The organism is Nitratireductor sp. StC3, assembly GCF_003015025.1.
Taxonomy (GTDB): domain Bacteria; phylum Pseudomonadota; class Alphaproteobacteria; order Rhizobiales; family Rhizobiaceae; genus Mangrovimarina; species Mangrovimarina alexandrii.
Window position 1 is genome coordinate 178,116 of the sequence record NZ_PYBP01000001.1, and the last position, 23,894, is coordinate 202,009.

The 23,894-nt window shown below is 65.5% G+C and carries 22 protein-coding genes; 13 read left to right on the plus strand and 9 right to left on the minus strand.

Annotation, left to right across the window (positions count from 1 at the left end):
* The first annotated feature begins 154 nt into the window (after positions 1 to 154).
* The gene (locus tag C7T96_RS00890) at positions 155 to 1,483 is read left to right on the plus strand and encodes an NAD(P)-binding domain-containing protein (protein WP_106569295.1); all 1,329 of its coding nucleotides are present in this window, start codon (positions 155 to 157) and stop codon (positions 1,481 to 1,483) included.
* Here the strand turns inward: C7T96_RS00890 and C7T96_RS00895 are convergent.
* The 4 genes from C7T96_RS00895 to purC form a co-directional block, all read right to left on the minus strand.
* Positions 1,428 to 2,174 carry a hypothetical protein gene (locus tag C7T96_RS00895; RefSeq protein WP_146149121.1) on the minus strand — a complete coding sequence of 249 codons (747 nt, stop codon included), beginning with the start codon at positions 2,172 to 2,174 and terminating at the stop codon, positions 1,428 to 1,430. The genes C7T96_RS00890 and C7T96_RS00895 overlap by 56 nt on opposite strands.
* Before the next feature lie 48 nt (positions 2,175 to 2,222).
* The gene (gene purQ / locus C7T96_RS00900; protein ID WP_106569297.1) at positions 2,223 to 2,894 is read right to left on the minus strand and encodes a phosphoribosylformylglycinamidine synthase subunit PurQ; all 672 of its coding nucleotides are present in this window, start codon (positions 2,892 to 2,894) and stop codon (positions 2,223 to 2,225) included.
* A gap of 85 nt (positions 2,895 to 2,979) precedes the next feature.
* On the minus strand, positions 2,980 to 3,222 hold the full coding sequence (gene purS, locus C7T96_RS00905) for a phosphoribosylformylglycinamidine synthase subunit PurS (RefSeq protein WP_106569298.1): 243 nt from the start codon (positions 3,220 to 3,222) through the stop codon (positions 2,980 to 2,982).
* Positions 3,223 to 3,283: 61 nt separating this feature from the next.
* The gene (gene purC / locus C7T96_RS00910) at positions 3,284 to 4,051 is read right to left on the minus strand and encodes a phosphoribosylaminoimidazolesuccinocarboxamide synthase (RefSeq protein WP_106569299.1); all 768 of its coding nucleotides are present in this window, start codon (positions 4,049 to 4,051) and stop codon (positions 3,284 to 3,286) included.
* A gap of 254 nt (positions 4,052 to 4,305) precedes the next feature.
* On the opposite strand from purC, the gene C7T96_RS00915 reads away from it, so the two are divergent.
* The 4 genes from C7T96_RS00915 to C7T96_RS00930 all read left to right on the plus strand — a co-directional run bounded on the left by C7T96_RS00915 (position 4,306) and on the right by C7T96_RS00930 (position 8,295).
* The gene (locus C7T96_RS00915; protein WP_106569300.1) at positions 4,306 to 4,626 is read left to right on the plus strand and encodes a DUF1476 domain-containing protein; all 321 of its coding nucleotides are present in this window, start codon (positions 4,306 to 4,308) and stop codon (positions 4,624 to 4,626) included.
* Between the two features lie 82 nt (positions 4,627 to 4,708).
* Positions 4,709 to 5,485, plus strand: coding sequence for an aldolase/citrate lyase family protein (locus C7T96_RS00920; RefSeq protein WP_106569301.1), 777 nt, complete (start codon positions 4,709 to 4,711; stop codon positions 5,483 to 5,485).
* Between the two features lie 148 nt (positions 5,486 to 5,633).
* Positions 5,634 to 7,457 (plus strand): glutamine--fructose-6-phosphate transaminase (isomerizing), encoded by a 1,824-nt coding sequence (gene glmS, locus C7T96_RS00925; protein ID WP_106569302.1) that lies wholly within the window; start codon positions 5,634 to 5,636, stop codon positions 7,455 to 7,457.
* A gap of 133 nt (positions 7,458 to 7,590) precedes the next feature.
* Positions 7,591 to 8,295, plus strand: a complete 705-nt coding sequence (locus C7T96_RS00930) for a DUF502 domain-containing protein (RefSeq protein ID WP_164749832.1) — start codon at positions 7,591 to 7,593, stop codon at positions 8,293 to 8,295.
* A gap of 4 nt (positions 8,296 to 8,299) precedes the next feature.
* Here the strand turns inward: C7T96_RS00930 and recG are convergent, their stop codons facing one another.
* A complete protein-coding gene (gene recG / locus C7T96_RS00935; RefSeq protein ID WP_106569303.1) occupies positions 8,300 to 10,408 on the minus strand; it encodes an ATP-dependent DNA helicase RecG in 2,109 nt (702 codons plus the stop codon).
* Between the two features lie 89 nt (positions 10,409 to 10,497).
* On the opposite strand from recG, the gene C7T96_RS00940 reads away from it, so the two are divergent.
* On the plus strand, positions 10,498 to 10,788 hold the full coding sequence (locus tag C7T96_RS00940) for a succinate dehydrogenase assembly factor 2 (RefSeq protein ID WP_106569927.1): 291 nt from the start codon (positions 10,498 to 10,500) through the stop codon (positions 10,786 to 10,788).
* A gap of 10 nt (positions 10,789 to 10,798) precedes the next feature.
* On the plus strand, positions 10,799 to 14,299 hold the full coding sequence (gene mfd / locus C7T96_RS00945) for a transcription-repair coupling factor (RefSeq protein ID WP_106569304.1): 3,501 nt from the start codon (positions 10,799 to 10,801) through the stop codon (positions 14,297 to 14,299).
* Between the two features lie 24 nt (positions 14,300 to 14,323).
* Here the strand turns inward: mfd and C7T96_RS00950 are convergent, their stop codons facing one another.
* Complete coding sequence (locus C7T96_RS00950) at positions 14,324 to 15,004, minus strand: DsbA family oxidoreductase (RefSeq protein ID WP_106569305.1); 681 nt, start codon at positions 15,002 to 15,004, stop codon at positions 14,324 to 14,326.
* A gap of 19 nt (positions 15,005 to 15,023) precedes the next feature.
* Entirely contained in the window at positions 15,024 to 16,829 is a 1,806-nt protein-coding gene (locus C7T96_RS00955; RefSeq protein WP_106569306.1) for an extracellular solute-binding protein, read from the minus strand.
* A gap of 246 nt (positions 16,830 to 17,075) precedes the next feature.
* On the opposite strand from C7T96_RS00955, the gene C7T96_RS00960 reads away from it, so the two are divergent.
* A complete protein-coding gene (locus C7T96_RS00960; protein ID WP_106569307.1) occupies positions 17,076 to 17,714 on the plus strand; it encodes an invasion associated locus B family protein in 639 nt (212 codons plus the stop codon).
* A 136-nt stretch (positions 17,715 to 17,850) separates the two neighbouring features.
* Here C7T96_RS00960 and hspQ read toward each other — a convergent pair whose 3' ends face one another.
* Complete coding sequence (gene hspQ / locus C7T96_RS00965; protein ID WP_106569308.1) at positions 17,851 to 18,183, minus strand: heat shock protein HspQ; 333 nt, start codon at positions 18,181 to 18,183, stop codon at positions 17,851 to 17,853.
* A gap of 119 nt (positions 18,184 to 18,302) precedes the next feature.
* Here hspQ and C7T96_RS00970 point away from each other — a divergent pair, with 119 nt between their 5' ends.
* Positions 18,303 to 19,271 (plus strand): AEC family transporter, encoded by a 969-nt coding sequence (locus tag C7T96_RS00970; RefSeq protein ID WP_106569309.1) that lies wholly within the window; start codon positions 18,303 to 18,305, stop codon positions 19,269 to 19,271.
* Here C7T96_RS00970 and C7T96_RS00975 read toward each other — a convergent pair.
* Positions 19,220 to 20,452 carry a UbiH/UbiF family hydroxylase gene (locus C7T96_RS00975; RefSeq protein ID WP_106569310.1) on the minus strand — a complete coding sequence of 411 codons (1,233 nt, stop codon included), beginning with the start codon at positions 20,450 to 20,452 and terminating at the stop codon, positions 19,220 to 19,222. The two genes, C7T96_RS00970 and C7T96_RS00975, sit on opposite strands and share 52 nt — an antisense overlap.
* 131 nt (positions 20,453 to 20,583) lie before the next feature.
* On the opposite strand from C7T96_RS00975, the gene C7T96_RS00980 reads away from it, so the two are divergent.
* From C7T96_RS00980 to C7T96_RS00995, 4 genes are read left to right on the plus strand one after another with little or no spacing between them, the layout of a single operon-like run.
* Positions 20,584 to 21,489, plus strand: a complete 906-nt coding sequence (locus C7T96_RS00980; RefSeq protein ID WP_245414031.1) for a DUF2182 domain-containing protein — start codon at positions 20,584 to 20,586, stop codon at positions 21,487 to 21,489.
* An 11-nt stretch (positions 21,490 to 21,500) separates the two neighbouring features.
* The gene (locus tag C7T96_RS00985; protein ID WP_106569928.1) at positions 21,501 to 22,115 is read left to right on the plus strand and encodes a DUF1326 domain-containing protein; all 615 of its coding nucleotides are present in this window, start codon (positions 21,501 to 21,503) and stop codon (positions 22,113 to 22,115) included.
* On the plus strand, positions 22,112 to 22,843 hold the full coding sequence (gene pcsA / locus C7T96_RS00990; RefSeq protein WP_164749831.1) for a phosphatidylcholine synthase: 732 nt from the start codon (positions 22,112 to 22,114) through the stop codon (positions 22,841 to 22,843). Before C7T96_RS00985 ends, pcsA begins: the two co-directional genes overlap by 4 nt.
* Positions 22,836 to 23,813 carry a quinone oxidoreductase gene (locus C7T96_RS00995; protein WP_106569312.1) on the plus strand — a complete coding sequence of 326 codons (978 nt, stop codon included), beginning with the start codon at positions 22,836 to 22,838 and terminating at the stop codon, positions 23,811 to 23,813. The genes pcsA and C7T96_RS00995 overlap by 8 nt, the downstream gene beginning before the upstream one ends.
* The last annotated feature ends 81 nt before the right edge of the window (positions 23,814 to 23,894 follow it).

Genomic DNA, 23,894 nt, shown 5'->3' on the forward strand with positions numbered 1-23,894 from the left:
TGCTGCGACACCCCCGAATCCGGCTGCTTGTGCCGGCGACCATGCACCAAAGCCGCCGGCCGTGAAAGCGGATGCGGCCCGGCTTGGAGCATCATCTTGACAGCGTCCCGCCTCACCGGGTTAAGAGCTTTGGTTGAAAGGGGACGTGTGGGCGATGGCTCATAGCGTGGTCTGCGTCATCGGTGCCGGGCCCTGTGGCCTGACGACGGTCAAGAATCTGGTTCAGGCCGGCGTCACCGACATCATATGCCATGAAGCGCAGCGCGAGCCGGGCGGTCTGTGGGCCTACAGCGCCGATCCGCAGCGCGCCAGCGTCTATGACGCCGCGCACACGATCTCGTCCAAGCATCTGTCGCAGTTCCGCGATTTTCCGATGCCCGAGGCCTATCCCGACTTTCCCTCTCATCGCCAGGTGCTTGCCTATATGCGCGCCTACGCCGACCGTTTCGGCCTGGACCGTCATATACGCTTCGGCTCGCGGGTGACGCGAGCGCGGCGCGGCGTGGATGGGGGCTGGGTGATCGAAGGCGAAAACGAGGCCGGCCCGTTCCGCGATACCGCCGACCATCTGATCGTGTGTTCGGGGCATCACCGCGCGGCGGCGCTGCCGCAGAACACCGAAGGGTTTAACGGACACCGCATTCATTCGGCCGCGTTTCGTACCACGGACGCCTATCGGGGCAAGCGGGTGCTGGTGGTGGGTGGCGGAAACTCTGCCTGCGACATCGCCGCCGCGCTGGGACGTGTGGCCGACCATGTCAGCCTGAGCATGCGCAGCCCGCAATACATCATTCCGAAGCTGATGTTCGGCCGGCCGGTGGACACGCAATATGCCAAGTTGCAGCGCCTGCCGGCCTTTGTGCGGCGGCTGTTCGTTTCGCTCGGCCTGCGCCTTACCGTCGGTCCCTATCGCAAATACGGTCTGGCCGAACCGCAGGCTTCGCCGGTCGGCATGCATCCCACGCTCAATAGCGACATTCTCGAGCAGTTCCGCCATGGCCGGGTGAAGCCGCGACCGGACGTGACCGGCGCGCAGGGGCAGACCGTGCGCTTTGCCGACGGCAGCGCGGCGCGGTTCGACGCCATTGTTCATGCGACCGGCTACCGGATCGACTTTCCGTTCTTCGAGGACGGGTTTTGCGACTGGGCGGACGCGCTCGAGCTACCGCTTTATCTGAAAATCCTGCCGCAGGATGTCGACGCTCTCTATTTCGTCGGCCTGATCCAGCCGATCGGCTGCATCTGGGCGCTGGCCGACCGCCAGGCCGAACTGGTCGCCGAAAAGATCGCCGGTCGCTGGAGCCCGCCTGCCGATCTCGCCGGCCACATCCGCGAGGAGAACGCCCGCGACCGGCGACGCTTCGTGCGCAGCCGCCGCCACGCCATCGAGGTCGACTTTCACGAATATAAGCGGGAGATCGGCAAGGCTATCGGCCGAGCGCGCCCGCGCCTCCAGGCTGGGCATCGCGTCGCGGGGTCTTGAGCCGGGAGCGCGGCGTTGCGGCCGGCTGACGCGCGACCCGCAGGACGGCGCGCAGGATCTCGGCCTGGATCTTCCGGTTGGCCGTCATGGTCCAGTGTCCCGCCGTCAGGCCGGCGATATCGGTCCGGTCGCGAATGTCGATATTGACGACGCGTGCGGCCACGCCGTCGGTGTCGAGTTCGGAACCGATGGCGTTTGCCGACAGGTAATAGTTGATGTAGCGGCGCACGTCGGGCGAGATCGGTCCGTCGCGGGTCGGGTCGACGGTGATGACGAGATCGACCTTGATGCCGTCCTGCGCCAGCAGCGCGGCGAGTTGGAGAACGGCGTTGCCGCCAAAGGAGTGGCCGACCAGGATGACCGGCAGGCCGGGGGCCTCCTTGCGGCTGCGCACGATGTCGTCGCGCATGGCCGGGCCGCTCAGGTGACTGTAGGTCTCGGCATTGATGCCGCGCGCATCGAGGCTGGCTTCCAGCGCATCGAGACCGGTGGAGAAGATGCCCATGAAACCGCGCACGAAATAGACCTGCGTGGCATCGCGCGCCTGCGCCCGTGCGCCCTGCGCACCGGCCATCAGCGCGATGGCGATCAGAACCAACCCGGCGAACAGCACCGCAAGGCGCGCCATAACGCCGCCGCAGCCGGGCGCTCCGCCCATGAGGCGGTTCGTCGGGCTGGCTTGCGGGGTCATGGTCGGTATCGTTCCGGTCTCCGGTTTGCGCGCCGTCGCTTGCCGGCTTCAGGCAGCCTCGCGCCGCAGCGCGCGTTCGAACAGGGCGCGGCCGTCGGTGCCGCCATGAGCGGCCTCGATCAGGTTTTCGGGATGCGGCATCAGGCCGAGCACGTTGCCGGCCTGGTTGACGATGCCGGCGATGTCGTTCAGCGAGCCGTTGGGATTGGTGCCTTCGGCATAGCGGAACGCGACGCGGCCTTCGCCTTCCAGGCGCGCCAGCGTTTCGGCATCGGCGAAATAATTGCCGTCGTGATGGGCGACGGGACAGCGGATGATCTGGCCGGGTTGGTAGCCGCGCGTGAAAACGGTGTCGGCGTTCGTGACCTCGAGCCTGACCTCGCGGCAAACGAAGCGGAGCGAGGCATTGCGCATCAGCGCGCCGGGAAGCAGGCCGGCCTCGAGCAGGATCTGGAACCCGTTGCACACGCCGATGACGCGCACGCCCTGTTCGGCCTTTTCGGCGACCGCACGCATGACCGGCATGCGGGCCGCGATCGCGCCGCAGCGCAGATAGTCGCCATAAGAAAACCCGCCCGGAATGACGATCAGGTCGACATCGGGAATGTCGGTGTCGGTCTGCCACACGGTTGCGGGCGGCGTGCCGCCGATCTTGGTCAGGGCCGCGATCATGTCGCGGTCGCGGTTGAGGCCTGGAAGCAGGACGACGGCGGATTTCATCGTTCTTTCTCCGCGGCGCCGGGCAATAGCGCCGGGGGCGGCGCGGCCTGGCGCATATCCTTGTCGAGCCACAGCGCCGAGCCCATCACGCGATTTCCACCGCGTAGTTCTCGATCACGGTGTTGGCCAGCAGCTTTTCGCACATCGCCTTGAGATCGGCCTCGGCCTTCGCCTTGTCGGCGCTGTTCAGCTCGAGATCGAACACCTTGCCCTGGCGCACATGGCCGACATCAGCGAAACCGAGCGTGCCGAGCGCTCCTTCGATGGCCTTGCCTTGCGGGTCGAGCACACCGTTCTTGAGCGTTACGGTGACGCGGGCCTTTATCATCGTCGATCTGTCTCCGGTGCCCGCCGGCGCGGTCATGCGACCACGACGGCGGAAATGTCTGTCAGTGCTTGACCAAAGTCGGGCCGCTCGGGCGCACCGTCTCGTTCTCGTTCATGATGCCGAGCCGGCGGGCGACCTCCTGATAGGCCTCGACAAGGCCGCCCATGTCGCGGCGGAACCGGTCCTTGTCGAGCTTCTCCTGGGTGCCGATGTCCCACAGCCGGCACGAATCGGGCGAAATCTCGTCGGCGACGATGACACGCATCATGTCGCCCTCCCACAGCCGGCCGCATTCCATCTTGAAGTCGACGAGCTGGATTCCGACTCCCAGAAATAGACCCGATAGGAAGTCGTTGACGCGGATCGCCAGCGCCATGATGTCGTCGATTTCCTGCGGACTGGCCCAGCCGAACGCGGTGACGTGCTCTTCCGAGACCATCGGGTCGTCGAGCGCGTCGGCCTTGTAGTAGAACTCGATGATCGAGCGCGGCAGCACCGTGCCCTCCTCGAGGCCGAGACGCTTGGCCAGCGAACCGGCGGCGATGTTGCGCACCACGATCTCGAGCGGGATGATCTCCACTTCCTTGATCAACTGCTCGCGCATGTTGAGACGCCGGATGAAATGGGTCGGGATGCCGATCCGGTTCAGATGGGTGAAGATGTGTTCGGAAATGCGATTGTTGAGAACGCCTTTGCCGTCAACAATGTCGTGTTTCTTCTTGTTGAAGGCGGTGGCGTCGTCCTTGAAGAACTGGACGAGCGTGCCCGGCTCCGGTCCTTCATAAAGGATCTTTGCCTTGCCTTCATAAATGCGGCGGCGACGATTCATGGAAATGGCTCGGGTCCTTGAATGGATAAGCGCGAACCGGTCGGGATGCAGCCAACCGGCCGCCTTGTCGGTTTATCGTCCGCGTGCTCTAGCGCAACTGCCCCTTCTACTCAATCGGCAAATGGCGCGGATCAACCGGTTTCACGGCGCACCGGTACGCGGTTTGGCGGTTGATCGGGGCGAAAGCCTTTGATTTCACGGGCCAGTCGCCCTATGGAGAACCGAGATTCAATCCCCCGACCGGAGGACCGTAAATGGCCAGCATGAAAGATCGCGAGGACGCGTTCGAAAAGAAATTCGTCCATGACGAAGAACTGAAATTCAAGGCGATGGCGCGTCGCAACAAACTGCTGGGTCTGTGGGCGGCCGAGAAACTCGGCAAGACCGGTTCCGACGCCGACGCCTATGCCGTGGAAGTCGTCAATGCCGACTTCGAGGAGGCCGGCGACGAGGACGTGTTCCGCAAGGTGCGCAGGGATTTCGACGCGGCCGGCGTCGAGCAGTCGGACCATCAGATCCGCCGCACGATGGAGGAATTGCTGGCCGTCGCCATCGAGCAGGTCAAGCAGGGCTGATTTTTTGGCGTGAAGCCGCCGCACAGGCCGTCCGCGGCGCGCGGGCGGCCCGTGCGGTGCGCTGAAAAGCCGGGGGGAAAGCATGTCGACGAGCCTTGCCGAACGCCTCGCAGGGGGCGAAAAACTGTTTACGGCCTGGTCGTCGGTTCCCGACGCCCTGACCGTGGAAATCGTTGCCGGGCAGGGGTTCGATGCCGTCACACTCGATATGCAGCATGGCGGCCATCACGAAGACAGCGTCGTGCGCTCGATCGCGCCGGTGCTGGCGGCAGGCCGGCACGCGATCGTGCGTATCCCGGTTGGACGCTTCGACATGGCCAGCCGTGCGCTCGACTTCGGCGCGGAGGCGGTCATCGCGCCGATGGTCAATTCCGTCGAGGACGCCCGTCGCTTTGCCGAGGCGATGAACTATCCGCCGGTCGGGCGGCGCTCCTGGGGCCCGACCTTCGCCATGCCGCGTCGCGGTCCGGCCGGCGCGCAGGACTGGCTGCGCTCGCAGAACCGCGCCACCACCGCCTTCGCCATGATCGAGACCCGCGAGGCGCTGGCCGCGCTCGACGACATTCTCGCCGTGCCGGGCATTGACGGCGTGTTCGTCGGTCCGTCCGATTTTTCCATCGCCTGGAGCGAAGGCGCGGCGATCGATCCCGGCCTCGATGCGATGATGGAGGCGATCGCCGACATCGCGGCGCGCGCGGCGCGGGCCGGCAAGATGGCCGGCATCTACGTGGTCGATCCGGCGCTGTGCGGGCGCTTTGCGGCGATGGGCTACGGCCTGTTCGCGCTCGGCAGCGAGCATGTTTATATGGCGCTGGGCATCGAGACGTTGCTGGGCGCGGCCCGCCAGTCGATGCGCTGACTGGACCGGCCGTTCGTAGAACCGTTTACCCATAGCCTTTTTTGGCCACTGTCATTGACTGAAAAGTCTTTTTACTTCCGCTTTGCCTCGGAAGCACCTAAATCGTCGATCACCGAAGGTGGGAAACAACGCGGGGACTTGATCGCCTATGTGTGGAATCGTTGGAATCGTCGGCCGCGCGCCGGTCGCACCGCTTATCGTGGATGCGCTCAAACGCCTTGAATATCGCGGATACGATTCGGCCGGCGTCGCCACGATCCAGGACGGCCACCTCGACCGACGCCGCGCCGAGGGCAAGCTGGTCAATCTCGAACAGCGCATCGCCGAAAGTCCGCTCGACGGCACGATCGGCATCGGCCATACGCGCTGGGCCACGCATGGCGTGCCCAACGAAACCAACGCCCACCCGCATTTTTCCAACGATGTCGCCATCGTCCATAACGGAATCATCGAGAATTTCGCCGAAATCCGGGCGGAATTGCAGGCCGACGGCTACAATTTTGCTTCGCAGACCGATACCGAGGTGGTCGCGCATCTGATCTCGCGTGAGATGGGCCGCGGGGCGGGTCCCGTCGACGCGGCCTTTGCCGCGTTGAAGCGCCTGGAAGGCGCCTTCGCGCTCGCCATCCTGTTTCGCGGCGACGAGGACCTGATCGTGGGTGCGCGCAGCGGTCCGCCGCTGGCGATAGGCCACGGCGACGGCGAGATGTATCTGGGCTCCGACGCGATCGCGCTCGCCCCCTTCACCAATATCGTGACCTATCTGGAAGATGGCGACTGGGTCGTGCTGCGCCGCGGCGGGATGGAAATCTACGACATGAACGGCCAGCGCATCGAGCGGGCGCAGCAGCAATCGATCGGCACGCGCTTCCTGGTCGACAAGGGCAATCACCGCCATTTCATGGAAAAGGAAATCCACGAGCAGCCCGAGGTGATCTCGCACACGCTGGCGCATTATGTCGATTTTTCCGACCATACGACGCGCGCCGATCCGCTGCCGTTCGATTTCGCCACGCTCGACCGGATCGCGATCTCGGCCTGTGGCACGGCCTATCTTGCCGGTCTGATCGGCAAATATTGGTTCGAGCGCCTGGCGCGCCTGCCGGTCGACATCGATATCGCCTCGGAATTCCGCTATCGGGAAATGCCGGTGGTGAAGAACAGCGCGGCGTTTTTCGTCTCCCAGTCGGGCGAGACCGCCGACACGCTGGCCTCGCTGCGCTATTGCCGCAAGGAAGGCATTCCCATCGGCGCGATCGTCAACGTGGCCGAATCGACCATGGCGCGCGAATCCGACTGTGTCTTTCCCACGCTCGCCGGCCCGGAAATCGGTGTCGCCTCGACCAAGGCCTTCACCTGCCAGCTCTCGGTGCTCGCCTCGCTCGCCCTGCGTGCGGCCAAGGAACGCGGCACGATTTCGGCGGATGAGGAAAAAGCACTGGTGCGCGCGCTGTCGGAAACGCCACGGATCGCCAGCCAGGTGCTGAAGCTCGACCGGCAGATCGAAAAGGTCGCGCGCGAGCTCTCGCACTACAAGCACGCGCTTTATCTCGGCCGCGACACCAACTATCCGCTCGCCATGGAAGGCGCGCTGAAGCTCAAGGAAATCTCCTATATCCACGCCGAAGGCTATGCGGCGGGCGAATTGAAGCACGGGCCGATCGCACTGATCGACGAGAACATGCCGGTGATCGTGATCGCGCCTCACGACCACATCTTCGAGAAGACCGTGTCCAACATGCAGGAGGTCGCCGCGCGTGGCGGCAAGATCATCCTGATCACCGATACCGAGGGGGCGGCCAGGGCCGGCATCGAGACGCTGGAAACGATCGTCATGCCCGACGTGCCGGAAATGATCGCGCCGATCGTCTACGCGCTGCCGATCCAGATGCTGGCCTATTTCACCGCCGTCTTCATGGGCACGGACGTCGATCAGCCGCGCAATCTGGCGAAATCGGTGACGGTGGAATAATCTACGCCGACGGCGTGCGGGCAAAAGCCGCTGCGCTCTGACGGTTCGCGCGGCCGCGCGGCCGCGATTTCATAATTTGGTCGTGTTGCCCTATGTATCGTGCATCGTTTGACCAAGAGCGTTCCTGGAGCCGATGTCCGACACAACCAAGCATCGCGGCATGACCCGCCTGCGCAACTATTTCCTGACCGGGTTCGTCGTGTGCGCGCCGCTGGCGATCACCGCCTATCTGTCGTGGTCGCTGATCGGCTGGGTCGATTCCTGGGTCAAGCCCTATATTCCCGGGCGCTACAATCCCGACAGCTATCTGCCGTTCGCCGTTCCCGGCTTCGGCCTGATCGTGGCCATCATCCTGATCACGCTGATCGGCTTCCTGACCGCGAATTTCATCGGCCGCACCATCGTGTCCTACGGCGAGTACCTTCTCGGGCGCATGCCGCTCGTGCGCTCGATCTATCGCGGCCTGAAGCAGATCTTCGAGACGGTGCTGTCGCATCAGTCGGACGTGTTCAAGAAGGTCGGCCTGATCGAATATCCGCGCCGCGGTGCCTGGGCGATCGTCTTCATCTCCAGCGAGCGCGAATCGGAGGTCAACCATCTGCTCGAGCCGCATGCCGGGCGCACCATCGCCGTGTTCCTGCCGTCGACGCCCAATCCGACGACCGGGTTTTTGATGTATGTCCCAAAGACCGAGCTGATCGAATTGTCGATGTCGGTCGAAGAGGCGGCGAAGCTGGTGATCTCGGCCGGGCTGGTCACGCCCGAATACCAGAAGATGACCCAGCAATTGGCCGATGACGCGCTCGCCGGCGAGCCGAAACGTCCGGCGGCCGAGTAGCGGCCTATCCGGCCCGCAGCAGCCGGATCGCGTCGTCGCGGCCGAACAGGTAAAGCAGCAGCCTGAGCGCCTCGCCGCGCGTCGATGTCAGCTGCGGGTCGCGTTCCAGAACCAGCCGCGCGTCGTTGCGCGCGGTTTCCAGGAGATCGGCATGCGCTTCCACGCGAGCGACCTGGAAACCGGGCGTGCCGGACTGGCGCGTGCCCAAAAGCTCGCCTTCGCCGCGTAGTTTCAGATCCTCCTCCGCGATCAGGAAGCCGTCCTCGCTGTCGCGCATGACCGACAGCCGCCGGCCGGCCGTTTCGCCGAGCGGGCCCTTGTAGAGCAGCACGCAGGTCGACGGCTTGTCGCCGCGCCCGACCCGGCCGCGCAACTGGTGAAGCTGGGCCAGCCCGAAACGCTCGGCGTGCTCGATCACCATGATGGTGGCGTCGGGGACGTCGACCCCGACCTCGATCACGGTGGTGGCGACCAGCAGGCGCGTCTCGCCGGCCTTGAAGGCGCGCATCGCCTCGTCTTTCTCGGCTCCTTTCATGCGGCCGTGGACGAGGCCGAGCGCGGCGCCGAAGCGCGGCTGCAAGGTGGCGAAGCGCTCTTGCGCGGACATTAAGTCAACGTCCTCGGATTCCTCGACCAGCGGACAGATCCAGTAGATTTTCTGGCCTTCGGCGAGTGCGTTATCCAGCCGGCCAAGCAGATCCTGCAGTCGTTCGCTCGGCAGCGTGACGGTGGTGATCGGCCGGCGCCCGGCCGGCTTTTCGGTCAGTCTCGACACGTCCATGTCGCCGAAGGCGGTCAACACCAGCGTGCGCGGGATCGGGGTTGCCGTCATCACCAGCATGTCGGGCGCCGCGCCCTTGGCCGTCAGCGCCAGCCGTTGATGCACGCCGAAGCGGTGCTGCTCGTCGATCACCGCCAGCACCAGTTCGCGGTAGCTGACCTCCTCCTGGAACAGCGCGTGGGTGCCGACCACCAGATCGACCGTACCGTCCGCGATCGCGTCGAGCACTCTCTGGCGTTCGCGGCCCTTGTCGCGTCCGGTCAGGATGGCGGCGCGCAGGCCGGCCTTTTCCGCGATCGGTGCGATGGTGGCGAAATGCTGCCGCGCCAGGATTTCAGTCGGCGCCATTAGTACCGACTGCCCGCCCGTCTCGGCCGCGCGTGCCATGGCAAGCAGCGCTACCACCGTTTTGCCGGCGCCGACATCGCCCTGCAGGAGTCTGAGCATGCGTTCGGGACGGGCAAGGTCGGCGGCGATCTCGGCGAACGCCTCGTCCTGCGAGCGCGTCAGGGCATAGGGCAGGGCGGCCAGCACCGCCGAGACCAGCCGGCCGTCGCCGGCGAGCGGGCGACCGGACAGGCGGCGGATTTTTGCCCGCACCAGCGCAAGCGAAAGCTGGTTGGCGAGAAATTCGTCATAGGCAAGTCGCCGCCGGGACGGATTGTCGAGCGCCACGTCGACCGGGTCGGCGGGGTGGTGCAGGCGCCGCAGCGCGGCGGCGAAGGCGGGAAAGCTCTGCCGGCGCATCAATTCCTGGTCGAGCCATTCCGGCAGATCGGGACATTTGTCCAGCGCCTGCTCGACAACGCGGCGCAGCAAGCGCGGCGACAGGCCGGCTGTCAGCGGATAGACCGGCTCGACCAGCGGCAGGCTGGCGGCCTCGGAGGCGGCCACGATATGGTCGGGATGGACCATTGACGGGCGGCCGTTGAACCATTCCATGCGGCCGCTGACGACGACCTGTTCGCCGACCGGCAGCATCTGTTCGAGCCAGTTCTGGCGTGCGTGGAAGAAGGTCAGCGCGATTTCGCCGGTCTCGTCGCTGGCAAAGACCCGGTAGGGCACGTTTTTGCGGCCGCGCGGGGCAGGCTGGTGGCGGTCGACGCGAAGGTCGAGGGTGACGATCGCTCCCTCGGGTGCGGCCGCGATGCCTGGCCGGTTGCGGCGGTCGATCAGCGTGTGCGGCAAAACGAAAATCAGGTCGCCGACCCGCAGCTCGCGCCCGGCGAGGTCGGCCGGCACGATCTTTTCCAAAAGGCCGGCGATTTTGGCCCCGACCCCGTCGAGCGTGGTGGCGGAGGCAAACAGGGGATCGAGCAGGGACGGTCGCATGCGGCAACAATATGGGGGCGCCGGCCGTGCGCAAGGCTGACACCGGCATTGTTCCACGATATATGCGCCCGCGAAGGGAATTGCAGGCGATGAGCGGATCGAAGAGAAGCACCGGACCACTCCACATCCGCCGGCGCAAGGCACGGTTTCGCGCCTGGCACCGCGGCATGCGCGAGATGGACCTTTTGCTGGGGACCTATGCCGATGCGCGGCTGGACGCGCTGCCGGCGGCGGATCTCGATCTGTTCGAGGATCTGCTCGAAGTGCCCGATGCGGAGCTGTTCAAATGGCTCACCGGCGAGGTGCCGGTTCCATCCGCCCACGACACCGACTTGTTTCGCAGGATCCAGGCGTTTTGCCGGGTCATGCCGTTTGGATAACACGGACACCATGACGTTGCTTCCCACATTCGGCCTGAAGCCGGACTATGCCGGCAAGGTGACCGTCGCCGGCGTCGCCGACGGTTTCGAGGCCTTCGTGCTTTCGCGCATCGTCTCGGAAGCGGCGTCCGACCGGCCGCTTCTGTTCATCGCCCGCGACGGCCAGCGCCTGCCCGCGATCCGCGACGCGCTCGCCTTCGCCGCGCCCGACCTGCCGGTGCTGGAGCTGCCGGCCTGGGACTGCCTGCCCTATGACCGGGTGTCGCCGGGCGCGGACGCGGCCGCGCGCCGTCTCGATGCGCTCGCGGCGATGATCGCGCTGAAGAAGGCGCCGCACCGGGCGGTGATCCTGGCCACCGTCAATGCGGTCCTGCAACGCATTCCGCCGGCCGAGATGCTGGAGGCGCAGCTGTTTTCGGCCAGGCCCGGCAATCAGGTCGACATGCAGGCGCTGATCGAACGGCTGCAGACCAGCGGCTTCGAGCGCGTCGGCACGGTGCGCGACGTGGCCGAATACGCGGTGCGCGGCGGCATCGTCGATCTCTACGCCCCCGGCGCGCCCGAGCCGCTCAGGCTCGATTTCTTCGGCGACACGCTGGAATCGGTTCGCGCTTTCGATCCCGCCACGCAACGCACAACCAGCCAGCGGGCCGAGATGGTCTTGCAGCCGGCGAGCGAGGTTACGCTGACGCCGGAGGCGATCAGCCGCTTTCGCCGCACCTATATCGAGGCTTTCGGCGCGCCTTCGCGCGACGACGCGCTTTATGCCGCAATCAGCGAAGGCAGGCGTTTCGCCGGCATGGAGCACTGGCTGGCCTATTTCTACGACCGGCTGGAAACGGTGTTCGATTACGTGCCCGCGGGGCCGGTGGTGTTCGACGCGCTCGCCCATGACGCGCTTGCCGAGCGCCGCGGCGTGATCGACGACCACTACGAGGCCCGTCGCAGCCAGTCCGCCGGCGGCGGGCTCGCCGATTCGACCCCTTACAAACCCGCGCCGCCGGATTTGCTCTATCTGACGGCCGAGGAGGTTGCGGCGGCGGGGGCCGAACGCCTGGTCTGCGACCTGACCCCGTTCGACACGCCCGAATCGGCCGGCCGCCGGATCGTCAACGCCCATTCCAAGGCCGGGCGGAGTTTTGCCGCCGAACGCGCCGATCCCTCGGCCAATGTGTTCGATCACGCGGTTCGCCATATAGCCGGTCTCAGGAGCGCCGGCCGGCGCGTGCTGGTCGCCGGCTGGACGGAAGGCTCGCTCGACCGGCTCGGTCAGATCCTGGCCGAGCACGGGCTCGGCGGTCTGACCCGGGTCAAGAACCTTGCCGAGGCCGACCGGCTGGCGGTCGGCGAGGCGGGAGCGGCGGTGCTGCCGATCGAGACCGGGTTCGAGGCTGAGGGGTTTGCGCTGGTCTGCGAACAGGACATTCTCGGCGATCGGCTGGTGCGTCGCTCGAAACGCAAGCGCAATGCCGATTTCATCACCGAATTGTCGGCGATCTCGTCGGGCGACATCGTCGTGCACGCCGATCACGGAATCGGCCGTTTTGTCGGTTTGAAGACGATCGAAGCGGCGGGGGCGCCGCACGACTGCCTGGAAATCCACTATGCCGGCGACGGCCGGCTGTTTCTGCCGGTCGAGAATATCGATCTCCTGTCGCGCTACGGCTCGGACGCGGCCGACACGCCGCTCGACCGTCTGGGCGGCGGCAACTGGCAGGCGCGCAAGGCCAAGCTGAAGAAGAAATTGCTGGAGATGGCCGGCCAGTTGATCCGGATCGCTGCCGAGCGCGAGATGCGCGGCGCGCCGGCGGTCCGCCCGCCCGACGGGCTTTACGGCGAGTTCGCCGCCCGTTTCCCCTACGAGGAGACCGAGGACCAGCAAAACGCCATCGACGCGGTGATGGACGACCTCGCCGCCGGACGGCCGATGGACCGGCTGGTGTGCGGCGATGTCGGTTTCGGCAAGACCGAGGTCGCGCTGCGCGCCGCGTTCCTGGCGGCCATGGAAGGGTTCCAGGTCGCCGTGGTGGTGCCGACCACGCTTTTGGCGCGCCAGCATTTCAAGACGTTTTCGGAACGTTTCAGCGGTCTGCCGATCCGGCTGCGCCAGGCCTCGCGCCTGGTCGGCGCCAAGGAGCTTGCCGAGACCAAGAAGGGGTTGGCAGACGGCACGGTCGACATCGTGGTGGGCACCCATGCGCTGCTCGGCGCGTCGGTGCATTTCAAGCATCTCGGCCTGTTGATCATCGACGAGGAACAGCATTTCGGCGTCAAGCACAAGGAGCGGCTCAAGGACCTGAAATCCGACGTGCATGTGCTGACCCTGTCGGCAACTCCGATCCCGCGCACGCTGCAGCTCGCGCTGACGGGGGTGCGCGAACTGTCGCTGATCGCCACGCCGCCGGTCGACCGGATGGCGGTGCGCACCTTCATCTCGCCCTTCGATCCGCTTGTGGTGCGCGAGACGCTGCTGCGCGAGCGCTATCGCGGCGGGCAGAGTTTTTATGTCGTGCCGCGGATCAGCGATCTCGCCGAAATCGCTGATTTCCTGCGCGAATCGGTGCCGGAACTGAAGGTGGCGACCGCGCATGGCCAATTGCCTCCCGGCCAGCTCGACGACATCATGAACGCGTTTTACGACGGCAAGTACGACGTGCTGTTGTCGACCACGATCGTGGAATCGGGCCTCGACATTCCGACCGCCAACACGCTGATTGTGCACCGGGCCGACATGTTCGGACTGGCCCAGCTCTACCAGCTGCGCGGCCGGGTCGGCCGCTCCAAGGTACGCGCCTACGCGCTGCTGACCCTGCCGGCCAACCGCACGCTGACGGCCAATGCCGACCGGCGGCTGAAAGTGCTGCAGTCGCTCGACACGCTGGGCGCGGGGTTCCAGCTCGCCAGCCACGATCTCGACATTCGCGGCGCCGGCAATCTTTTGGGCGAGGAGCAGTCGGGCCACATCAAGGAGGTCGGCTTCGAGCTCTATCAGCAGATGCTGGAGGAGGCGGTGGCCGAACTGCGCGGCGCTGGCGAGACGGTCGACACCGGCTGGTCGCCGCAGATCACGGTCGGCACCGCGGTGATGATCCCCGAAGACTACGTGCCCGATCTGCAGCTTCGTCTGGCGCTCTACCGGCGGCTGGCCGAACTGGAAACGACCGAGGAGATCGACGCGTTCGGGGCCGAGCTGATCGACCGGTTCGGGCCGCTGCCGGTCGAGGTGCAGCATTTGTTGAAGATCGTCTACATCAAGGCGCTGTGCCGGCGTGCCAACGTGGCCAAGCTCGATGCCGGGCCGAAGGGCGTGGTCGTGCAGTTCCGCGACAACGAATTCGCCGATCCGGCCGGGCTGGTGCGGTTCATCGCCGAGCAGGGATCGCTGGCCAAGATCCGCTCCGACCATTCCGTGGTTTTGTCGCGCGACTGGCCGACGGCCGAAAAGCGGCTGGCGGGTGCGGCCGTGGTGATGACGCAGTTGTCGCGGCTGGCCGACAAGGCGGCCGCCTGAGCGCCGAACCGGACGCGGGTGTGCTTATGACGCGGTTTCCAGCTCGCCGCGCGCCTTCATCGCCGCCACCTGGCGGATCGCGTCGGCCAGCGTGGCCGGATCCTGCGCGCCCATGACGGCGTATTTATTCTCGATCAGGAAGCAGGGCACGCCGCGAATCCCCATGTTCTGGGCGGTGTCGATCTCGCTGCGCACCGCGTCGCGGTCGGCGTCGGTGGCAAGCAGGGTCTCGGCAAGCGCGGCGTCCATGCCGGCCTCGGTTGCCGCCTCGATCAGAACCGTGCGCTCGCCGATATCCTTGCCGTCCTCGAAATAGGCTTTGAACAGCAGGCCGACCAGCCGGGTCTGGGCCTCGGCGCCGACCGTCTGGGCCCAACGAATCAGTCTGTGGGCGTCGAGCGTGTTGGGAGAGACGGCGATCGCGCCGAGGTCGAAGGCGATGCCTTCGTCGGCGCCGGCGGCCTTGACCGCGTCATGGGCCTCGGCCAGCTTTTCGCGGCTGCCGAACTTGGCCAGCATATAGGCCTTGCGGTCGTGGCCTTCGGCGGGAATGGTCGGGTCGAGCTGATAGGGACGCCAGCGCAGTTCGACCTCAATGTCGCCGACCGCTTGCAAAGCCCGCTCGAGCCGTTTCTTTCCGATATAGCACCAGGGGCACACGACGTCGGAGACGACGTCGACCTGGACCGTTTGGGGTTCGCTCATGACGGTCTCCTGTTTGCCCTTATTTTGGGGCGCTCCACCAGCTTTGCAACTGGTAGCCATAGAGCGGTGCGGTGTCGGGATGGCGGATCCGTTTCCAACGCGCCACCCATTTGTCGTTCCGATGGTAGAGCGGCACGACGTAAAACCCGCTCAAAAGCACCCGGTCATAGGCGCGGACGGCGTCGATGAAGGCGTCGCGCTCGCGCGCGTTGAGCAGGGCGTCGATCATGGCGTCGATGGCGGGATCGGCGGCGCCGGCGAAATTCCATGACCCCTGCGCGTCGCGCGAGGCCGAGCCCCAGCGGCCGATCTGCTCGACGCCGGGCGACAGCGAGGAGGGGTAGCGGTGCAGGATGACGTCATAGTCATGGGTCAAGAGCCGCTGCTGGTATTGCGCGGCGTCGACGGAGCGCAGCTCCGCTTTGATGCCCAGCCGGGCGAGCGTGCGCTGCCAGGCAAGCGCCAGTTCCTGGCCGCCCTTGGCCTTGAGCATGATCTCGAAGGTGACCGGCGCCCCGTCGGGGGTCACCAGCGTGCCGTCGCGCATTGCGTAGCCGGCCGCCTTGAGCGCGTCGAAGCCGCGGCGCAGGAAGGCGCGGTCGCGCCCGCTTCCGTCCGATACCGGCGGCGCCCAGCTGCCCGCCATGATCTCGGGGCGAACGGCGTCGGGGAAGGGGGCGAGCAGCGCCTTTTCGGCATCGGTAGCGGGGGTGCCGCTGGACGACAGTTCGGAGCCGTCGAAATAGCTTTTGGTGCGTTTGTAGGCGCCGGAAAACAGATTGCGGTTGGCCCATTCGAAATCGAACAGTCCGGCCAGCGCCGCCCTCAGCTTTTGATCGGCGAAGACATCGCGGCGCGTGTTCATGACGAACCCGTACATGCCCGACGGCAGGCCGCTGTCGAAACTGTCCTTGACGATGTCGCCTTCCGTCACGGCGGGAAAGTCGTACTCGCCGGTCCAGCGGTTGGAGTTGTTTTCGACGTGGACGTCGATCAGCCCCTTCTTGAAGGCCTCGAACAGAGCGTTGTCGTCGCGGAAATAATTGATGCGGATCTGGTCGTAATTGTCGAAGCCGCGCTTGGAGGGAATGTCCCTGGCCCAGTAGTCGGGGTTGCGGTCGAGCACCAGCAATTCGCCCGGTCTGACCGTTCCCATCGTGTAGGGGCCTGAGCCGATCATCGGTTTCAGTGTCGATTTGTCGAAAGTGTCAGCGTCGGTGGCGTGTTCGGGCAGGACCGGCATCAGGCCGATGATCAGCGGCAGCTCGCGGTCGCCTTCGCCGAAGACGAAACGCACTGTGCGCTCGTCGCGCTTTTCCATTGTCGCGATCTTGTCGACGGTGCGCTTATAGCGCGGAAAACCCTTGTCGCGCAGCAGCTTGAAGGTGAAGATGACGTCGTCGGCCGTTACCGGCTCGCCGTCTGAAAACCGCGCCCGCGCGTCGAGCCTGAATTCCACGAAGGTGCGCTCGGCGTCGGTCTCGACCGATTCGGCGATCAGCGGGTAAAGCGTGAACGGTTCGTCGTAGGAGCGCTGCATCAGGCTTTCGAAGACGTTGTAGCCGAATTCCAGGTCGAGCGTGCCGCGTGCCGCCGAGCCCTGGATGATGAATGGGTTGAGGCTGTCGAACGAGCCCTGCACCGCATAGTTGACCGTGCCGCCCTTGGGCGCGTCCGGATCGACGTAGGAAAAATGCTGGAAATCGGCCGGCAGGGCGGGATCGCCGTGCATGGCGATGGCATGGCGCGGTTCTGCGACGGCGGGCAGAACGGCGGCGGCGAGGCCGGCGGCGAGGCCGATCGACAGATGGAAGAGACGTTTCATGGCGTTCCGGCGTGATGACAAGGGATCGATTCGCGTCGACCCTAGCATGTCCGCCTTCCATGTCCGTATCGCGGCAAATCACCACGAAAAGGGTGCGAATGACTGGATTCGCGGACGGCGGCGGTGTAACACGGCGCAGAAACGCGCAATGGCCGTCCGGGGCGCAAAGCCATCCTGTCGCCGCATTTGGCGAACAGGTAGCGCGGGACGAGCCGGAACCGGAACACTCGAAAGGATCACGACAGAATGAAGATGAACCGCACCAGCGCGAGACGCACGGCAGTGCTGGCGGTCGCGGCGGCGGGTTTCCTCGCTGCCAACGCCATCCCGGCCTTCGCCCAGCAGGCGCAGCAGCAGCCGCAGATTCCGCGCGGCTGGTTCAAGGCCTGCTCCAAGCAGGAAGACGTCGATATCTGCAATGTGCAGAACATCGTTCTGGCCGATTCCGGCCAGCTCATCACCGGTGTCAGCCTGATCGAGATCAAGGGCAAGGTGAACCGCAACGTATTTCAGGTGACGGTGCCGACCGGCCGCCTGATGGCGCCGGGCGTGGGCCTTCAGGTCGACGGCGGCAAGGCGCAGAAGGTCAACTACGCGGTCTGCTTGCCGGATCGCTGCGTGGCCGAGGTGCCGCTGACCGACTCGATCGTCGCTTCCTTCAAGAAAGGCGGCGAACTCACGCTGACTTCGGTGAATTTCCAGAACAAGCCGAACCCGATCAAGGTATCGCTGCAGGGCTTCACCGACGCTTTCGACGGGCCGCCGCTGCAGCAGTCCGATATCGAAGAGCGGCAGAAGAAGCTGCAGGACTTCGTGTCCAAGAACAACGAGGATTTCGCCAAGAAGCTCAAGGAAGAGCAGGAAAAGGCGAAGGCCAGCGAATAGGCCGGCTTAGCGAACAGGCCGCTTTGACGGCGGCGACGGAAAAAGCGGGGCCTGACCCCGCTTTTTTCATGCCCGCCTTTTTCATGCTTGTTCGGGAGTGTTTTGTTGGATGTCGGCCGATCTGCGGCCGTCCGGCTCAGTGCAGCGCGGCCGCTTTCGGCTCGTAGCGCCCGTCCGGGGTCTTGTCGAACAGTTCACCGATCTGGGGATGGCGTACAGGCTCGCCCGACGTGTCGGGCACCAGGTTTTGCTCCGATACGTAGGCGATGTATTCGGTTTCTTCGTTTTCGGCCAGCAGATGGTAGAAGGGCTGGTCTTTCGACGGCCGGATATCCTCCGGGATCGCCTGGTACCACTCCTCGGTGTTGTCGAATTCGGGATCGACGTCGAAGATCACGCCCCGGAACGGAAAAATCCGGTGGCTGACCACCTGGCCGATCTGAAATTTCGCTTTTTTTACGTCAGTCATCAAAAATACCGCCCTGGCCCTTATTTGGCGCAGCAACGGCGTCAGTTCAATAGCGCGGCGGGTTGACGCGGCGGTGAGGAGCCATTAGCGGCCAAGGCTTGTGACCGGACCGCGCGCTGATGGCAGACATACTCGGCCTCGTTCTTCCCTTCTTCGGCCTGATCTTCCTCGGCTATTTCGTCGCCCGCGTCGTAAGCCAGCCACTCGACGCGCTCGGCTGGATGAACATTTTCATCATCTATGTCGCGCTGCCGGCTCTGTTCTTCCAGCTTTTGAGCCGCACGCCGATCGAAAAACTCACCGAGTGGAGCTTCATCTTCGCGGCGGTGTTTTCCACCTATGTCGTGTTCGCGCTGATGTTCGTGGTGTCGGTGATCGTGTCGCGCGGCGAGATCGCGGCAAGCACGGTCAAGGGCCTGGCCGCCGCCTACGGCAATATCGGCTATATGGGGCCGGGCATCGCGCTGCTGGCCTTCGGCGAGCAGGCGGCTGTTCCCGTGGCGCTGATCTTCTGTTTCGAAAACATCATGCATTTCGCCATCACGCCGATGATGATGGCGCTTGCCGGCGACGATCGTCGCCGTCCCGGCGCGGTGGCGCTCGATGTCGTGCGCCGGATCGCGCTGCATCCCTTCATCATCGCCACGGCGGTCGGGGTGGCGGCGGCGGCACTCTCCTTCGCGCCGCCGGCGCCGGTGGCGCGGTTGCTGGAGATGCTGGCGCGCGCGGCCGCGCCTTGCGCGCTGTTTGCCATGGGCGTCACGCTCGCCCTGCGACCGCTGAAACGGGTGCCGCGCGAGCTCGCGCCGATCGCCGTCCTGAAACTCGTCCTGCACCCGCTGGTGTGCTACCTGGTCTTGAGCGCCGTCGGCGATTTCGACCCGGTCTGGGTGTGGACGGCGGTGCTGCTTGCCGGCCTGCCGACGGCCACCAACGTGTTCGTCATCGCCCAGCAATACGGTGTCTGGGTCGAGCGGGCCTCGGCCAGCGTCTTGATCACCACCATCCTGTCCGTCGCCACCGTGACCGGGCTTCTTTACCTGGTCAAATCCGGCCTGCTGCCGCCGGACCTGTTTCCGGGCGGCTGAAAGAGCCGCGAAAAGCCGCTGCCCGGCTCCATGCCCTCGCGCATGAAGAAGGCGCGCAGCGGCGCGATCGCCGACAGCAGGCCAAGGCCGGCCGTGCGTGCGATCTGGGCGGGCAGGAACGCCGACAGCAACGAGGCGTTGAGCGCGTTGACCGCCGCCGTGCGCGCGGCGATGTCGGGCCGGCGCCGGACCGAATAGCGCGCCAGCGCCTGGCGGGAACCGGGATCGCCGGCGTGCGCGCCGGCCACCGCGATCAGGTCGCGCACGTCGCGAATGCCCAGATTGAGCCCCTGGGCGCCGATCGGCGGAAACACATGTGCGGCTTCGCCCACCAGCGCGATGCGGTTGTCGGCGAAGCGCGCGGGCAGGGCGGCCGAGAGCGGGTAGACCTGGCGGCCCGGCTCGACGGTGACGCGGCCGAGCATCGACTGCATCTTGTCCTCGATCAGGGCGGCAATCTCGGCGTCGGGAAGCGCCGAGAGCCGCTCAGCTTCTTGCGGGCGTACCACCCATACCAGGCTCGAGCGGCGGCCGGGCAGGGGAACCTGGGTGAAGGGCCCGGTTTCGGTGTGGAACTCGGTCGACGTGAACGCATGGTCGCGGCCGTGGGCAAAATTCAGCACCAGCGCGGCCTGTTGATAGCGATGCCGCAGAGCGCGGATACCGGCCGCCTGGCGCGCCGCGGAATTGCGGCCGTCGGCGGCGACGGCAAGCCGGGCTTCGAGGCTGGCGCCATTGTCGAGCAGGGCGGTGATGGTGTCCGGCCCGGGGCGCCACGTGTCGACCAGCGCGTCGATCCAATCAATGCCGTCCTCGGCCGCGACCGCCGCCGTCAATTCGCGGTTGAGCACGGTGTTGGGGATGTTGTAGCCGAACGCCTCCTCGCCGATCTCGGAGGCGCGGAAGGTGACGGGACGACCTCGCACCAGGCGCCCGGTGGCGTCGACAATGCGCATCGTCTTCAGCGGCGCCGCGTCCTCGCGCAGCCGCTCGCCGGCGCCCAGCCCGCCGAGAAAGTCCAGCGACGGGACCATCAGCGCGGTCGTGCGCCGGTCGTCCTCGCGCGCAGGCGGTCCCACGAGCTGCACGCCGAAGCCGGCCCGCGCCAGCGCCAGCGCGGCGATCAGCCCGACCGGACCGGTGCCGGCGACGAGGATCGGTGTCGAGCTTTGCCTGTCCATGGCCGGGACTCCTTGGTTTCCGCCGCGTCGGCGCCGCGGCGACGGCATGCGTCTGGTGCGACGTCGACCCATCCTATATGGCAGAGCCGCGCCTGCGATCAATCGGACCGAATGCCCCAGGGAGCGCTGTTTTGCCGGACCGCACCGACGATTTCTCCCATCTCGACGGCGCCGGCCGCGCCGTCGCGGCGCTGGCCGGCCGGCCGAGGGCTGCCGTCTATGCCGCGCTGGTGCTGCTGATCGCCACCTCCTGGGCCGTGCTCGGCATGATGGCGATCGAACTGGCGCGGGTCTCCGCGCCGGATGCGGTCGGTCCGGGGGCGGCTTTGCTGGGCTGGCTGCCGCGCGTCGAGTGGCCAGCCGGTCTTGCCTGGTTCGTGCAATTATGCGCCCAGCCAGTGGAGGCGGGCGCCGGGCGGGCGGGACGGTTTTTCGCGCTGGCGGCGATGTGGTTTTTGATGTCGCTCGCGATGATGCTGCCGTCGGCCGCGCCGATGATGCGCACCTATTGCGAGATCGCCGACACGGCACGCGCGGGGGCGAAGCCGGTGGTCCATCCCATCGTGTTGCTTGCCGGCTATCTCGCCGTTTGGCTGGTGGCCTGCCTGGCGTTCGCGGGCTTGACCGCAATCGTGTCGTTCCTGTCGCCGCAGGCCGGGCTCGCGCCCGCGCGCGGTGCCGCCGGGGCCGGCGCGCTGGCGATCGCGGGATTTTACCAGTTCTCCGGCCTCAAGGATGCCTGTCTCACCCGTTGCCGCGACCCCTTCTCCACGCTGTTTGCGCGTTGGAGCGACCGGCCGGCAGCGGTCTTTCGCCTTGGGCTCGCCCAGGGCGTGTGGTGCCTCGGCTGCTGCTGGGCGCTGATGCTGGTGATGTTTGCCGTCGGCATCATGAACCCGTTCTGGATGGCGTTGCTGGCGGTTTTCGCGCTTGTTGAAAAACAGGCGACAGGCCGGAAATTCCAGCATGTTTCGGGTGCGATACTGCTTGTCTGGGCGGGAGCCCTGCTTGTAGTGTCGATGGAAAGCGGAGCATGACGGCAAGGCCGATGGCGGATCGAAGCTGGACCTTGAAAGGCGAACTGGTGCTGTCGTGCAACTGCACGGTGTTTTGTCCGTGCGTGCTGTCGCTCGGCTATCATCCGCCGACGGAAGGCTATTGCCAGACCTGGGCCGGTTTCCGAATCGACGCCGGCCATTTCGGCGATGTCGACCTGTCGGGTCTCAATCTCGGCCTGGTGATGGAGATTCCCGGCTATATGAGCCGCGGCAACTGGACGGCGGGGCTGTTCGTCGACGAGCGCGCCTCGATCTACGCGCAAAAGGCGTTCGGCAAGATCTTTTCCGGCAAAGCCGGCGGCACGACGGCGCTGCTGTCGATCCTGGTCGGCAATTTCCTCGGTATTGAGCGCGCGCCGATCAGCTACGCCATCGAGAACAAGACGCGCCTCTTCCAGATTCCCGACATTATCGACGGGGCGGTCACGCCGATCCGCGGCAAGGATCGCGACACCGACACCGTCATCTCCAATTCCGAATATTGGATCGCGCCCGAGATCACCGTCGCCCGCTCGGACAAGAGCCGTATGCGCGCCTTTGGCCGCAACTGGAATTTCGCCGGCCGCTCGGCCGAAGTGTGCAAGCTCGATTGGCGCGGCCCGTGAAGAAAAAGAAGATTACCTGGCCGCAAGCGCGTGCCTTTTCCGTCCACCTGTTGACGGCGTCGGGCTCGTTCTTGGCCTTCTTGTCGCTGGTGGCGGCCAGCGAGCAGCGCTGGACGGCCATGTTCTGGTGGCTCGGCCTGGCGCTTTTGGTCGACGGCATTGACGGGCCGATCGCCCGCAAGCTTCAGGTCAAGGAGATCTTGCCGACCTGGTCCGGCGACATGCTCGACAACATCATCGACTATGTCACCTACGTGCTGATCCCGGCCTTTGCGCTTTACCAGCGCGGTTTCATGGGCGAGGGCCTGTCCTTCCTGTCGGCGGCAATCATCGTGGTTTCGAGCGCGATTTATTACGCCGATACCGGCATCAAGACCAAGGAGAACTTTTTCAAGGGATTTCCGGTGGTCTGGAACATGATCGTGTTCACCCTGTTCGTGACCGAGCCGGGCGAATGGGTTTCCTTCGCGGTCGTGGTGATTTCCGGCGTCCTGACCTTCGTGCCGATGAATTTCCTTCACCCCGTGCGGGTGAAGCGGCTGCGGCAGATCAATCTGCCGGTGTTCCTGGCCTGGTGTTTTTTCGGCGCGGTGGCGCTTCTGCAGGCCATGCAGGCCCAGTTCTGGGTCCAGGCCGGCATCGCGGCCACCGGCATCTATCTGTTCTTCGTCGGCGGCGTCATGCAGCTTTTTCCAAAACTCGGCGCAAGGGAAATCGAAAATGCCTAAAGCGATCGTGGTCCACGCCCATGGCGGGCCGGAGGTCTTGTCCTACGAGGATGTTGCCGCGGCCGAACCCGGCAAGGGCGAGGTGCGGGTGCGCAACCATGCCGTGGGCCTGAACTTCATCGACGTTTATTTTCGCACCGGGCTTTATCCCGCACCGAACGGTCTGCCGTTCACGCCGGGCAACGAGGGGGCGGGCGAAGTCGTCGCCGTCGGCGCGGGTGTGGAGGATTTGCGGCCGGGCGACCGGGTTGCCTATGCCGGTACGCTGGGCGCCTATGCCGAGGAGCGCCTGATCGCGGCCGACCGGCTGGTCAGGACGCCGGAGGCGATCTCCGACGAGCAGGCGGCTGCGATGATGCTGAAGGGCATGACGGCGGAATATCTGTTGTGCCGGACCTTCAAGGTGAAGCCGGGCGACACCATTCTTTATCACGCCGCGGCAGGCGGCGTCGGCCTGATCGTCGGCCAGTGGGCCAAGCATCTGGGCGCGACGGTGATCGGCACGGCGAGCACGCCGGAAAAGATCGCGCTGGCGCGCGCGCACGGCTACGACCACGTCATCGACTATACCAGGGAGGATTTCGTCGAGCGGGTGAAGGAAATCACCGGCGGGCGCATGTGCGACGTGGTCTATGATTCGGTGGGCAAGGACACGTTTCCCGCCTCGCTCGATTGCCTGCGGCCGATGGGCATGTTCGTCAGTTTCGGCCAGTCGTCGGGCCCGATTCCCCCGTTTAACCTCGCGATACTTTCACAAAAGGGATCATTGTTTGCGACCCGGCCGACCTTGTTCACCTACGTCGCCGAGCGCGCGAACCTTGAATCGGCGGCAGCCAACCTGTTTTCGATCGTGGCCAGCGGTGCGGTAAAAATCGAGATCAATCAACGCTATGCCCTGGAAGACGCGGCCAAGGCGCATGCCGACCTTGAAGGTCGCAAGACGACGGGCACAAGTATTCTGCTGCCGTGATTTTGGATTGCGCTTGAATTGTTGAAGCACTTTCAAGGCGCAAAACACTTTGCGTGAGGCGAAAGGCGCGCCTACGATCGA

Bases quoted from the DNA above. Each gene is read 5' to 3' on its own strand.
- C7T96_RS00895 (WP_146149121.1), bottom strand. From the start codon at position 2,174: ATGACCCCGCAAGCCAGCCCGACGAACCGCCTCATGGGCGGAGCGCCC.
- C7T96_RS00960 (WP_106569307.1), top strand. From the start codon at position 17,076: ATGAAGATGAACCGCACCAGCGCGAGACGCACGGCAGTGCTGGCGGTC.
- purQ (WP_106569297.1), bottom strand. From the start codon at position 2,894: ATGAAATCCGCCGTCGTCCTGCTTCCAGGCCTCAACCGCGACCGCGAC.
- purS (WP_106569298.1), bottom strand. From the start codon at position 3,222: ATGATAAAGGCCCGCGTCACCGTAACGCTCAAGAACGGTGTGCTCGAC.
- C7T96_RS00985 (WP_106569928.1), top strand. From the start codon at position 21,501: ATGGCGGATCGAAGCTGGACCTTGAAAGGCGAACTGGTGCTGTCGTGC.
- purC (WP_106569299.1), bottom strand. From the start codon at position 4,051: ATGAATCGTCGCCGCCGCATTTATGAAGGCAAGGCAAAGATCCTTTAT.
- C7T96_RS00915 (WP_106569300.1), top strand. From the start codon at position 4,306: ATGGCCAGCATGAAAGATCGCGAGGACGCGTTCGAAAAGAAATTCGTC.
- C7T96_RS00955 (WP_106569306.1), bottom strand. From the start codon at position 16,829: ATGAAACGTCTCTTCCATCTGTCGATCGGCCTCGCCGCCGGCCTCGCC.
- C7T96_RS00995 (WP_106569312.1), top strand. From the start codon at position 22,836: ATGCCTAAAGCGATCGTGGTCCACGCCCATGGCGGGCCGGAGGTCTTG.
- recG (WP_106569303.1), bottom strand. From the start codon at position 10,408: ATGCGACCGTCCCTGCTCGATCCCCTGTTTGCCTCCGCCACCACGCTC.
- hspQ (WP_106569308.1), bottom strand. From the start codon at position 18,183: ATGACTGACGTAAAAAAAGCGAAATTTCAGATCGGCCAGGTGGTCAGC.
- mfd (WP_106569304.1), top strand. From the start codon at position 10,799: ATGACGTTGCTTCCCACATTCGGCCTGAAGCCGGACTATGCCGGCAAG.
- C7T96_RS00975 (WP_106569310.1), bottom strand. From the start codon at position 20,452: ATGGACAGGCAAAGCTCGACACCGATCCTCGTCGCCGGCACCGGTCCG.
- C7T96_RS00950 (WP_106569305.1), bottom strand. From the start codon at position 15,004: ATGAGCGAACCCCAAACGGTCCAGGTCGACGTCGTCTCCGACGTCGTG.
- glmS (WP_106569302.1), top strand. From the start codon at position 5,634: ATGTGTGGAATCGTTGGAATCGTCGGCCGCGCGCCGGTCGCACCGCTT.
- C7T96_RS00890 (WP_106569295.1), top strand. From the start codon at position 155: ATGGCTCATAGCGTGGTCTGCGTCATCGGTGCCGGGCCCTGTGGCCTG.
- C7T96_RS00940 (WP_106569927.1), top strand. From the start codon at position 10,498: ATGAGCGGATCGAAGAGAAGCACCGGACCACTCCACATCCGCCGGCGC.
- C7T96_RS00970 (WP_106569309.1), top strand. From the start codon at position 18,303: ATGGCAGACATACTCGGCCTCGTTCTTCCCTTCTTCGGCCTGATCTTC.
- C7T96_RS00920 (WP_106569301.1), top strand. From the start codon at position 4,709: ATGTCGACGAGCCTTGCCGAACGCCTCGCAGGGGGCGAAAAACTGTTT.
- C7T96_RS00930 (WP_164749832.1), top strand. From the start codon at position 7,591: ATGTCCGACACAACCAAGCATCGCGGCATGACCCGCCTGCGCAACTAT.